Below are 11,570 nucleotides of genomic sequence, written 5' to 3' on the forward strand. Positions count from 1 at the left end.
AATCACGATGTAGACAGATTTTATTCTAGGATAAATAAAGATTTTGATAACTGGAAATTGGGAATAGCAATGTATATGACCATGAGAGGTATCCCTCAGTTCTTTTATGGAACCGAGCTGTTAATGACCAATGAACGAGCAGGAAGTGACGGACAGCGACGAGGTGATTTTTATGGTGGTTGGAAAGAAGACTCAAAAAATGCACAGACTGGAATTGGGCTTACTTCAAAAGAAAAGGAAGCACAAATTTATTTTTCCAAACTATTAAACTGGAGGAAAACAAATAAGGTGTTTGAAAACGGAAAATTTAAGCACTATGCACCACAAAATAATGACGTTTATGTCTATTTCAGATATAACGACGATAAAAAAATAATGGTTATTTTAAATAAAAACAAGGAAGCTGTAAATCTGGATATAAACAGATACAATGAGATGATTACTAATAATTTTGTAGCAAAAGATGTGATAACCAATAAAATATTACGAATAAATAATTCATTAGAAATTCCCGCAATTACAGCTATGATTTTAGAAATTGAATAGGAATAAATGCTAACAAGAATTAGACTCAAATGAAGCGATTGAGCTACATCGACATGTTTAGTATAAGCTTCGATAAACGCTTAAATCCGGATTATGCCTTGGGGAATCGTTATGAGTTTTAAAGTGCAATAAATCAGATAATTAATGGAAGCTAGCATAGCGTTTACGCTGTGCTAATGTCGAAGGGCTATGGTGATTTCCTTTAATAGGTGTAGCCTGTGCTAAGCTTGACGAAGTATACTGATTTGAAGCAATTTAGCTACGGTCCCGATAAAATCGGGAGATTGTCTAATGCATAAAGCGGGTAAAACTTCATTTGAGTTCTGATAGCCATCGGAATTGAGCTTAAGCCTCCACCTAGGGCATAATTGTATGACTTATCATTGATTTTTTGCTATTTATACTGAGCCTGTCGAAGTATGGGGATTGAAAATATTCTTACTTTTTAAATTTGAGTAATTGTAGTCTTTGATACTAAGTTTTCGATTTACTACTGCCATTTGAAATGCTATGAGGCGAATTTTAAAGCATGGCTTAACCTTTTCAAATTAATATTAATGATTCTATTGGCTCTTGAGTTTTGTTTTTGGATGCTAAAAAGTCATAGGGATGCGTATATGTACATGCGTTAATATATTGCATCAAATTCGCTTAACATTTAGGGTCATTTTCATTTTTTGGCTGGCATCTATTATCTTTATCAATAAAAAGCTTTAGTCAGAATTAAAATGACACATCCTTTAAGAGAGCATATTCAAGAAGTTATTAGCCTAACCGATGAGGAATTTGATTTTGTGTTGAGCCATTTTGAGCGAATCAATAAGCGTAAAAATCAATATGTTGTTCAAGAAGGAGAAATTGTCAACAAAGAATACTGGATAATAAAAGGTTGCTTAAAAAACTACTTTGTTGACAGTAGCGGAAGAGAACATATACTCCAATTTGGTATGGAGAATTGGTGGATTACCGATTATGAATCTTTTGTAAATCAAACTAAATCTAAAACTTCTATCGACTGTATCGAGGATAGCGAATTACTGTACATATCTTTCGAAAACAGGGATAAGCTAACTGCTCAAATGCATAAAATGGAACGTTTTTGGGCTAAAAAGAGTAAAATCGGTCGAATTTCACTTCAAAACCGCATTTTATCGTTGTTGAAAAATTCAACCAAAGAAAGTTACGACTTGCTCCTAGAGCAATATCCAAAGCTCTTTCAACGTGTTCCTAAAAAAATGATAGCTGCCTATCTCGGTGTTTCTAGAGAAACACTGAGTAGATTAAATTCATAAATCTATTTCTTCCTCACTTAATGTGACCTACATCACTTCAAAGAAGTGACAAACCTCCTTTCTGAAAAATCAGGTTCTTATCAATTTTGCATGACAATTAATTTAATAAAAAGGTTATGCCATACATTAATATTAGAGTTACTGATGAACAAGTAACTCAAGAGCAAAAACGTCAATTAATAGAAGGTGCTACGCAACTAGTAGTTGACATACTTAACAAAAACCCACAAACAACCCATGTGGTTATTGATGAAGTACCAATAGCAAATTGGGGAGTAAATGGAAAACAGTATTTAGGAACTAAAAAGTAAAGAAAATGAAAAACAAAACCGTAATCATTACAGGAGCATCCACAGGAATTGGTAAAGAAATTGCAAAATATTTTATAGCAAGAGAAAGTAATGTTGTCATGAACTCTTCCAACGAAGAAAACTTAAGAAAGACTTACCATGAATTTGGATCCCCTTCTAACGCTATTTATTTAGCTGGAGACGTTAGCAAACAAGAAACAGGTCAAAGACTTATTGCTTTGGCACTTAGGAAATTTAACACTGTAGATGTTTTAATAAATAATGCAGGGGTATTTGCTCCAAAACCTTTTTTGGATGTTGAAGAAAACGATTTAGACCTGTATTGGAACGTAAACCTGAAAGGAACATTTTTTACCTCTCAAGCGGCTATTCCTTCAATGATAAAACAACATAATGGTTCTATAATAAACATAGGAACTGTTTTAGTAGAACATGCAATAGATGGGTTTCCTGCAACAGCACCACTAACAAGTAAAGGTGCTATTCATTCTTTAACGAGACAATTAGCCACTGAATTTGGGAAAAACAACATTAAGGTTAATACTATCGCTCCAGGAATTATCCGAAGTCCATTACAAAGTAAAATTGGAATTGAAAATGCGGACAGTTTATCTGGATTACACTTATTAAAAAGAATTGGAGAAGCAATTGAAATCGCAGAAGCAGCTTATTACTTGGCTTCATCAAATTTTGTAACAGGAGAAACAATTAACGTAGCTGGTGGCCATACCATCGGACACGCTATCTAAAATCAATAATCATGTATAAAGAGAATATAAAAGAAATTGAAAATTTGATTACCAATTACTTCATAGGGATTTTCACTGGAGATAGGGCTAAACTTGAAGCTTGTTTTAATGAGAACGTAAATATTTATGGAGATATAAAAGAGATTGAATATTTGAAGAGCATAAAAGAATATCTAGATGGAGTTCAGAATAGGCAAAGCCCGAAAGATTTAAATGAATCTTTCCGAATGAAAATAATAGGAATAGATATTATGGGTAAAATTGCCATGGCTAAATTACATGTTCCAATGCTAGGATATAATTATTATGACTATATATCACTTGCTAAAATTGATAGCAATTGGAAAATTGTAAATAAGATATTTACTCATGTAGCATAAATAATCAGTTGCGAATCGAGTAGCCCGACCCATCAATAGAACATGATGGGTCGGGCTTTTGTCCGCCAGCCCGAATCACACCATAATTCCATTATGTTCTTTGCTACCTTGTGAAGGCATCCGATTCATTCATTGCCTCGGTTACTGTAATTGCTATGAACCTGCCAGTCGGTGTCCTGATTCATTCAGATGGTCGGTCGCATTTGCCACTTGCTTAGCTTAGGATAATGACTCTCTCGCTTACGGACGGGGATGCCTAAGCTTACACTCTTTGGATTGGTTCCGATAAAGAATTCAATTCGCTTTCAAGGCACACATATATAATCTTTTACCTGTTAAAAATTGCTTCCTGTACGAGAGTTTTCATACACATACATTAGGGTAGATTTATTTAATTTACGCTATAATTCAAACCCGCCTTATGTATTAGAAAATCTCCCGATTTTATCGGGGCCGTAACTAAATTGCTTCAAATCAGTTTACTTCGTCAAGCTCAGCACAGGCTACACCCATTTAAACTCAATCACCAGAGCGGTGCTATGCTAATCTCGTTTAAATGTCTGATTTATTACACTTTAGCTACTCATTACAATTCTCCAATGCATAAACCGGGTTAAAGAAAGTCCCTTTTCAATTGCTTTATGCAGACTAACCAAAAGCCCTGTGGATTTTCTACTAAGCTTTTATTTCCTAAATTCGGCTTTTACCCACACCAATTAAAAATTCTAACACGTTCAACCCATAAATGTAAATGAGACTCAAATTCTGTTTAACAATTTTATTAGTACTAACATTTTATAGCCATATAGATGCCCAGCCCCGTGAACAACTGGTGAAGGTGATTGTAACACCAAATCATGCTGACTGGACCTATGAAGTTGGCGATCAGGCTGAATTTACCATTACAGCTTTAAGAAATAATGTACCGCTTGAGGGGATTGAAATCAAGTACACCATACAACCAGATCCTGGCTATCGGTTAGTTGAGATATGGGATCAAGGGGCGTTTGTACTTAATAAGAAATCAATTAAAATAAAGGCCAAAAAATTTAAAGAACCAGGCTTTCTTCGTTGCACGGCAACTGTAGAAGTGGATGGTAATACGTACTCCTCCTATGCAACGGCTGGTTTTTCTCCTGAAAAAATTGAACCAACCACAACGCTACCCAAAGACTTTGAAGCGTTTTGGGACAAAGGAAAAAATGATTTATCCAAAGTACCGGTTAATCCCATTATTACCCTAATGCCTGAAAGGTGTACCTCAAAAGCCAATGTATATCATGTAGAATTGGACAATATTGAAGGAAAAATTTATGGTATACTATGTACTCCGAAAAAGGAGGGCAAATATCCAGCAATATTACACGTTCCGGGAGCAGGTGTTCGGCCATACTATGGCGTGGTATCAGAAGCAGAAAAAGGATTTATATCCTTTACCATTGGTATTCATGGTATACCTGTAAACCTTGACCAGCGTGTTTACGATAATTTAAAGGAAGGTGCATTGAAAAATTATTGGGGTATCAATCTGGATGATAAAGACAATGCCTATTATAAACGTGTTTATCTTGGATGTGTAAGATCGGTAGACTTCATGTTTGGTCTTGATAATTTTGATGGAGAGAATATTGGGGTAACAGGAGGAAGCCAAGGTGGTGCACTTTCAATAGTTACCGCGAGTTTAGATAGCCGTATTAAATATTTGGCTGCATTTTACCCAGCCCTTTCAGATTTATCTGGTTTTTTGCATAATCGAGCGGGAGGTTGGCCACAAATATTTACAGATGATTATACGAACAAGCCAGAGAAAATAGAGACATCAAAATACTTTGATGTAGTAAATTTCGCCCGATTTGTGAAAGTGCCAGGATGGTATAGTTGGGGCTATAATGATAATGTCTGCCCTCCAACCTCAACGTATTCTGCATATAATGTGCTTAAGTCTGAAAAAGAGCTTCATATATTTCAGGAAACCCAGCACTGGTCATTTCCGGAACAACATGAAATGAGGGATAAATGGCTTATAGAGAAACTAAAAAAATGAGTTTTCTAAAATTACTTCTATGAAAGTGTAACCTAAATATACTCGTATAAAAGCCTCTACCTTTGTAAAAAGCAAGTAAGATTTTGGTGCGTATCTCGCTCTATTCATGTTATGGTTTTAGTTAATTGGGTTGAGCTCAACAATTAGGTTCGAATGTAGCGATTAAGGCTTCGGTGCTTGGATAAACTCAGCAACCTTCATTTGACATCTAAAAAGCTCAAGCCCCCTAGGGCATAATTGTATGCCTTATTATTGATTTTTTTGCTATCTAAACTGAGCTTGTCGAAGAATGGGAATTGAATCTGTTCTTTCTCTCAAAGAATTATTATTTGTAGCGATTGATATTAAGTTTTTGACTTATTGCTGCCATTTTAAGTTCTGTAAGGCCAGCTTTAAAGTGTGATTTAACCTGATTTCTTTACAAAATGTAAACCATTGACATACCTCTCCCAGCTTCTTTTTGGAGTGTTATCATTAAAACTTGGGCAAAAATGAATAAAGAAGTAGTGGAGGAGATTTTATCGAAATCCTCTACTATTTTGGTGGGTAAACCAAAACACTATAGAAATGGAGGGGCACTCAAAAGACCGAGATGTGCTGTAGTCTCATTTCAACCTGTATTGCAACCTCAAAAAAAAGAGAGTCACGAATTAACGTAACTCTCTGATTATCAAGTGGACCCACCTGGGCTCGAACCAGGGACCACCTGATTATGAGTCAGGTGCTCTAACCAACTGAGCTATAGGTCCTGCTTTTCTTTACCAAAACTAAGTTTCAAATTCATGAAAAATAGGTCTTGCCTTTGTTAAGCGAGTGCAAAGATAAAAGGATTTGTTTTTGAAACCAAAGTCATTTCCTTAGATTATTTTAAAATTCTTTAAATTAAAAGGTAATCTATTAATAAACAGTCTGTAAGGATATATACTTTATGAAGAAGTTATTAGAATTTAATAATCATGAATATTAATTGAGCTTAGCTTTAGCTACTTTTGCGTAAAATGTACAAATCAAACAAAAGAAAAATTTTAAACGACCCCGTTTATGGCTTCGTAACACTGCCTAGCGACCTCGTTTATGATTTGATCGAACACCCATATTTTCAAAGGTTAAGAAGGATTAAACAATTGGGTTTGACGGATTTTGTTTACCCAGGTGCCTTGCACTCACGTTTTCAACACGCCATAGGAGCCATGCACTTAATGGGCCAAGTACTCAATAGCTTGGAAGCCAAAGGGAATTTAATCATGGAAGTGGAGCGAGAAGCTGCTCAAATTGCCATTTTACTCCATGATATCGGACATGGCCCTTTTTCTCATGTCTTAGAGCATACCTTGCTTTCGGGTATAAATCATGAGAAAATCACGGAAATGGTGATGAATGAGTTAAATGTTGAATTCAATGGTAAGCTTAGTTTGGCCATAGAGATGTTTAATAATTCATATGATCGAAAATTTTTCCATCAGCTTATTTCTAGCCAGCTGGATATGGATAGGTTAGATTATATCAATCGTGATAGTTTTTTTACGGGAGTAGCGGAAGGTAGAATAGGAGTGGAGCGTATCATAAAAATGCTCAATATTCACGATGGAGATTTAGTAGTAGAAGAGAAAGGCTTACTGAGTGTTGAAACTTTTTTGAATGCTCGTAGGATGATGTATTGGCAGGTTTATCTTCATAAAACAGCCATAAGTGCAGAGGTTATTTTGATAAAAGCGTTGGAAAGGGCTAGATTCCTATTGTCTAGTGGAGTGGAGGTCCCTTGTGCAAAACATCTTATGCCATTTCTGGAAAGAAAAATAGGATTAGAAGAGTTTGAGAAAAGAACGGAGATATTGGAAAGCTTTTTGAAGATTGATGATACCGACGTGTGGTTTTGTATGAAATATTGGCAAGACCATTCTGACGAGATTTTGTCCTATTTGTCTAAGTCCTTTATTAATAGAAAGTTATTCAAGATAAAATTAACAGAAGATATGCCTGAGGCAAGCTTGGTAAGTCAGGTTAAATCAGATTTGTTAGAAAAAGGTGTTAATCCTGATGACCTTAATTACTTTTTTTATCAAGGCAGCATTAGTAACTCTGGATACGTTTTAGAGAACAGTACGATCAAAATATTAATGAAAACCGGCGAAGTAAAAGATATCGTAGATGCCTCAGATTTGCCGACTATCAAGGCATTGGGTAAGATCGTCAAAAAACACTACCTATGTTGGGTCAAAGATGTATATTTGCATTCTTAACGCTTATCTTCAGATAAAGCCATTAAAAAGCTAGTATGAAATTCACAGTGCGTCAAATTGCCCAGCTCATTGGAGGAGAAGTTGAAGGTGATGATAGTTTAGAAATTGACCAGTTTTATAAAATTGAGGAAGGAAAAAAGGGAGGAATCTCTTTCTTGGCCAATCCAAAGTACGAATCGCATATTTACCATACTGATTCTTCTGCGGTAATAGTGGCAGATTCTTTTATTGCGAAAGAATACATTCAGTCTTCTCTTATAAAGGTTAAAGACCCTTATTCTGCTTTTTCTACTTTATTAAGTGAGTATGAGAAGATGATGAAAAAGCGTAAAACAGGCATATCTGAACGCTCAGAAATATCATCTTCTGCAAATCTAGCTGAAGGTGTTTATGTAGGACCCTTTACCGAAATCTGTGAAAAAGCTTCGGTGGGCGAAGGCACTACCATTTATGCACAAGTTTTTATTGATGAAAATGTAATTATTGGCAAAAACTGTATCTTATATGCAGGAGCTAAAGTTTTCTCAAATACAGTTATCGGAGATAATTGTACCATTCACGGAGGAGCAATTATAGGTTGTGATGGTTTTGGATTTGCACCGCAAAGTGATGGTAGTTATAAGAACGTTCCCCAAACTGGAAATGTGGTTTTAGGAAATAATGTTTCTATTGGAGCCAACACCACCATTGATAGAGCCACCATTGGTAGCACATTAATAGATGATGGTGCTAAAATTGACAATCTGGTTCAGATTGCTCATAATGTTACTGTAGGTAAGAATACCGTCATAGCCTCGCAAACAGGTGTGGCTGGCTCTACAAAAATAGGAGCCAATTGCTCTGTAGGTGGCCAAGTAGGTTTTGCAGGTCATATTACAGTTGCAGATGGTACTAAAATTGGAGCTCAGTCGGGCATAAACTCAGATATTAAAAAGGAAAATCTATCATTAAATGGTACCCCTCACATGGAGCTTAGGCAACATCAGAGGTCATTGGTGTTTTTTAGAAAATTACCTGAATTAGACAGACGTATTAGCGATTTAGAAAGAGAAAAAAATAATTAAATGAACACTAAACAATCTACCATCGGTGGCGAGGTTTCTGTAAAGGGAGTAGGATTACATTCAGGAGAAACGGTCACTTTAACCATTTGCCCAGCTGGCATTAATGAAGGAATCGTTTTTCAAAGAATAGATTTAGATAACACTCCGAAGGTTCCCGCTTTAGTAGAATATGTAGTAGATACCGCCAGAGGAACGGTATTAGAAAAAGATGGAGCCAAGGTACAAACCACCGAACATGTTTTGGCAGCTATGGGTGGTTTGCAAATAGATAACGTCCTCATCAAATTAGATGGTCCTGAAGTGCCTATTATGGATGGTAGTGCTTTGCCATTTGTAGAATTGATAGAAAGAGCTGGAATAGTAGAGCAAAATGCACTGAGGAATTATTTTACCATTACGGAAGCTGTTCAGCTAAATAATCCTGACCATTCAATAGAGTTGGCCGTTTTACCATTAGACGATTATCGTTTAACAGTAATGGTAGACTATAACTCTAAAGTGTTGAATTCTCAACATGCTCAGTTAAACGATTTTTCTAATTTCAAGGAACATATTGCCCCATGTAGAACTTTTGTCTTCGTCCATGAGTTAGAAGCATTGTATAAAGCAGGTCTTATAAAAGGTGGCGATATCAACAATGCTATTTTAATTGCTGAAAATAAGGTAAGCGATGAAAAAATAGAGGAATTGGCCAAGATGCTTGGCAAAGGAAAAATAACGATTGGTGATTCGGGTTTTGTAAACGATGAGCCATTGAAGTTTAAAAATGAGCCTGCAAGGCATAAGCTGTTAGATTTAATTGGTGATTTAGTTTTGGTAGGTAGACCTTTAAAAGGTCATGTTTTAGCCGCCAGACCTGGCCATGCTGCTAATGTGGAATTGGCTAAGAAGATTACTAAAGTGATAGCCGATGCAGCCAAGGAGCCACCAAGTTTTGATGTGTCCGCTGAGCCTGTTTTTGATATCAATGGTATTGCAAAGTTGTTGCCTCATAGATACCCATTCCAACTAGTTGACAAAATAATGTCTCTTGATGGTAGTACAGTTGTTGGTGTTAAAAATATTACGATGAATGAGCCTCAATTTATGGGCCACTTCCCAGATAATCCTGTAATGCCAGGAGTGCTGCAAGTGGAAGCCATAGCTCAGACAGGTGGTGTTTTAGTTTTAACTTCTACAGGTGAACCAGAAGCGTACTGGCCTTATCTTGTGGGGATTGATAAATGTAGGTTTTTTAGAAATGTTTTACCAGGAGATGCGTTAGTTATCAAATGTTCACTTCTAATGCCTATTAGAATGGGAGTTGCGAAAATGCACGGAGAGGCTTGGGTAGGAAAAAATCTTGTCTGCAGTGTGGACATGACCGCGAGATTAGTAAAGAAAAAAAACGATTAGAATTATAATATGAATCAGCCACTGGCTTATGTTCATCCGGAAGCTAAAATAGCTCAGAATGTTGTTATTGAACCTTTCACTACTATTTCTAAAGATGTAACCATCGATGAAGGAACGTGGATAGGACCTAATGTAACTATTATGGAGGGTGCTAGAATAGGAAAAAATTGTAAAATATTCCCTGGTGCCGTTATTTCCGCTGTTCCGCAAGATTTAAAGTTTAACGGTGAATATACTACTACTGAAATAGGAGATAATTCTACTATACGCGAGTGTGTAACTATAAACAGAGGTACGGTAGATAAATATAAAACCGTTGTAGGTAAGAACTGTCTAGTGATGGCTTATGTGCACATTGCCCATGACTGTATTATTGGCGATAATGTTATTTTAGCGAATAGTGTTCAATTGGCAGGTCATATTACCATTGCAGATTATGTTTTTATAGGTGGGACCACGGCCGTACATCAGTTTGTGAAAATAGGTGCTCATGCGATGATAGCTGGAGGATCTTTGGTAAGAAAAGATGTTCCACCGTTCATAAAAGCTGCTAGAGAGCCTTTGGGTTTTGCAGGTGTAAACTCTATTGGGCTTAGAAGACGTGATTTCAGCAATGAGAAAATAGCCGAAATTCAAGAGGCCTATCGTTATTTGTTTTTAAAAGGCTTAAATATGGCTGATGCCAGAAGAGCTATAGAACTAGAAATGGATGCTACTCCAGAACGTGACGAAATACTCTTTTTTCTAAAAAATTCTGAAAGAGGGATTATTAAAAATGGTAACCTTAGAGGAGAAGAAAGATAAATCTTGTGGATATTAGACTTGAAAACATTGGAAAAAAGTTTAGTAATGAATGGATTTTCAAGAATGTATGTTTTGATTTTGAAGCCGGTAAAAAGTACGCTTTAACCGGCTTTAATGGTTCTGGGAAGTCTACTTTACTCCAAATTATTTCTGGCCTTATTCCTTCAAATTTAGGTGCTATAACTTATAGTCTAAACGGAAAACCCTTAAAGGAAGAGGATGTTTACAAACACATTTATATAACAGCCCCGTATATAGATTTAATAGAGGAATATACCCTCTCAGAAGCGTTAGATTTTCATGTAAAATTTAAGCCCCTATTAAGCGGTTTATCTAAGGCCGCTTTTTTAGAGTTAATTTATCTCGAAAAGGAAATTAATAAGCCTTTAAAGCAATTTTCTTCAGGAATGAAACAAAGGCTAAAATTAGGTTTAGCCTTTTTTACACAGTCAGATGTTATTTTTCTAGACGAACCTACCACTAATCTTGACGAGAAGGGTACGGAATGGTATTTAGATATGGTTTCTAACTTAGAACCAACTAAATTGGTTATTATTTCTTCAAATGATGCCAAGGAGTACAACTTTTGCGACGAGATTTTGGACGTCATCAGTTATAAAAATAATTGATAGAAAAAGCCTATCTATAATCCTTTGTTTTTTCCTTTCTACTTTTTCCTTTCAAGCTTTCTCATCGCCATCTAAATATACCTTTATTGAGAATAAGGGACAGTGGCCTGATGAGG

At 36.0% G+C, this 11,570-nt stretch carries 12 protein-coding genes and 1 tRNA gene; 12 read left to right on the forward strand and 1 reads right to left on the reverse strand.

Features of this window, described 5'->3' with window-relative positions; translation table 11 throughout:
* The 7 genes from ACTBZY_RS07435 to ACTBZY_RS07465 all read left to right on the forward strand — a co-directional run.
* A partial coding sequence (locus ACTBZY_RS07435; RefSeq protein WP_463045725.1) for a cyclomaltodextrinase C-terminal domain-containing protein occupies positions 1-546 on the forward strand: 546 nt, incomplete at its 5' end.
* Positions 547-1,274: 728 nt separating this feature from the next.
* Positions 1,275-1,838: a Crp/Fnr family transcriptional regulator gene (locus ACTBZY_RS07440; RefSeq protein ID WP_463045726.1), complete on the forward strand. Its 564-nt coding sequence runs from the start codon at positions 1,275-1,277 to the stop codon at positions 1,836-1,838.
* Between the two features lie 116 nt (positions 1,839-1,954).
* On the forward strand, positions 1,955-2,149 hold the full coding sequence (locus ACTBZY_RS07445; protein WP_463045727.1) for a tautomerase family protein: 195 nt from the start codon (positions 1,955-1,957) through the stop codon (positions 2,147-2,149).
* A gap of 5 nt (positions 2,150-2,154) precedes the next feature.
* Positions 2,155-2,898 (forward strand): SDR family NAD(P)-dependent oxidoreductase, encoded by a 744-nt coding sequence (locus tag ACTBZY_RS07450; RefSeq protein ID WP_463045728.1) that lies wholly within the window; start codon positions 2,155-2,157, stop codon positions 2,896-2,898.
* Between the two features lie 11 nt (positions 2,899-2,909).
* On the forward strand, positions 2,910-3,278 hold the full coding sequence (locus ACTBZY_RS07455; protein WP_463045729.1) for a nuclear transport factor 2 family protein: 369 nt from the start codon (positions 2,910-2,912) through the stop codon (positions 3,276-3,278).
* A gap of 751 nt (positions 3,279-4,029) precedes the next feature.
* On the forward strand, positions 4,030-5,322 hold the full coding sequence (locus ACTBZY_RS07460; RefSeq protein ID WP_463045730.1) for an acetylxylan esterase: 1,293 nt from the start codon (positions 4,030-4,032) through the stop codon (positions 5,320-5,322).
* 491 nt (positions 5,323-5,813) lie between these two features.
* Positions 5,814-5,981: a hypothetical protein gene (locus tag ACTBZY_RS07465; RefSeq protein WP_463045731.1), complete on the forward strand. Its 168-nt coding sequence runs from the start codon at positions 5,814-5,816 to the stop codon at positions 5,979-5,981.
* A 16-nt stretch (positions 5,982-5,997) separates the two neighbouring features.
* On the opposite strand, the gene ACTBZY_RS07470 is transcribed toward ACTBZY_RS07465, so the two are convergent.
* Positions 5,998-6,071, reverse strand: a tRNA-Ile gene (locus ACTBZY_RS07470).
* Positions 6,072-6,320: 249 nt separating this feature from the next.
* Here ACTBZY_RS07470 and ACTBZY_RS07475 point away from each other — a divergent pair.
* The 5 genes from ACTBZY_RS07475 to ACTBZY_RS07495 are packed head-to-tail and all read left to right on the forward strand — an operon-like array spanning position 6,321 to position 11,454.
* Positions 6,321-7,562 carry an HD domain-containing protein gene (locus ACTBZY_RS07475; RefSeq protein ID WP_463045732.1) on the forward strand — a complete coding sequence of 414 codons (1,242 nt, stop codon included), beginning with the start codon at positions 6,321-6,323 and terminating at the stop codon, positions 7,560-7,562.
* Between the two features lie 35 nt (positions 7,563-7,597).
* On the forward strand, positions 7,598-8,626 hold the full coding sequence (gene lpxD, locus ACTBZY_RS07480) for a UDP-3-O-(3-hydroxymyristoyl)glucosamine N-acyltransferase (protein ID WP_463045733.1): 1,029 nt from the start codon (positions 7,598-7,600) through the stop codon (positions 8,624-8,626).
* Positions 8,627-10,021 (forward strand): bifunctional UDP-3-O-[3-hydroxymyristoyl] N-acetylglucosamine deacetylase/3-hydroxyacyl-ACP dehydratase, encoded by a 1,395-nt coding sequence (locus tag ACTBZY_RS07485; protein WP_463045734.1) that lies wholly within the window; start codon positions 8,627-8,629, stop codon positions 10,019-10,021. It abuts the gene before it with no gap.
* 9 nt (positions 10,022-10,030) lie between these two features.
* Complete coding sequence (gene lpxA, locus ACTBZY_RS07490; protein ID WP_463045735.1) at positions 10,031-10,825, forward strand: acyl-ACP--UDP-N-acetylglucosamine O-acyltransferase; 795 nt, start codon at positions 10,031-10,033, stop codon at positions 10,823-10,825.
* 5 nt (positions 10,826-10,830) lie between these two features.
* A complete protein-coding gene (locus ACTBZY_RS07495; protein WP_463045736.1) occupies positions 10,831-11,454 on the forward strand; it encodes an ABC transporter ATP-binding protein in 624 nt (207 codons plus the stop codon).
* Positions 11,455-11,570: the final 116 nt, after the last annotated feature.

This window comes from Arcticibacterium sp., from assembly GCF_055134445.1.

Coding starts and splice junctions, on each gene's coding strand:
- ACTBZY_RS07445 (WP_463045727.1), top strand. CDS start 1,955: ATGCCATACATTAATATTAGAGTTACTGATGAACAAGTAACTCAAGAG.
- ACTBZY_RS07460 (WP_463045730.1), top strand. CDS start 4,030: ATGAGACTCAAATTCTGTTTAACAATTTTATTAGTACTAACATTTTAT.
- ACTBZY_RS07465 (WP_463045731.1), top strand. CDS start 5,814: ATGAATAAAGAAGTAGTGGAGGAGATTTTATCGAAATCCTCTACTATT.
- lpxD (WP_463045733.1), top strand. CDS start 7,598: ATGAAATTCACAGTGCGTCAAATTGCCCAGCTCATTGGAGGAGAAGTT.
- ACTBZY_RS07455 (WP_463045729.1), top strand. CDS start 2,910: ATGTATAAAGAGAATATAAAAGAAATTGAAAATTTGATTACCAATTAC.
- ACTBZY_RS07450 (WP_463045728.1), top strand. CDS start 2,155: ATGAAAAACAAAACCGTAATCATTACAGGAGCATCCACAGGAATTGGT.
- ACTBZY_RS07475 (WP_463045732.1), top strand. CDS start 6,321: ATGTACAAATCAAACAAAAGAAAAATTTTAAACGACCCCGTTTATGGC.
- lpxA (WP_463045735.1), top strand. CDS start 10,031: ATGAATCAGCCACTGGCTTATGTTCATCCGGAAGCTAAAATAGCTCAG.
- ACTBZY_RS07440 (WP_463045726.1), top strand. CDS start 1,275: ATGACACATCCTTTAAGAGAGCATATTCAAGAAGTTATTAGCCTAACC.
- ACTBZY_RS07485 (WP_463045734.1), top strand. CDS start 8,627: ATGAACACTAAACAATCTACCATCGGTGGCGAGGTTTCTGTAAAGGGA.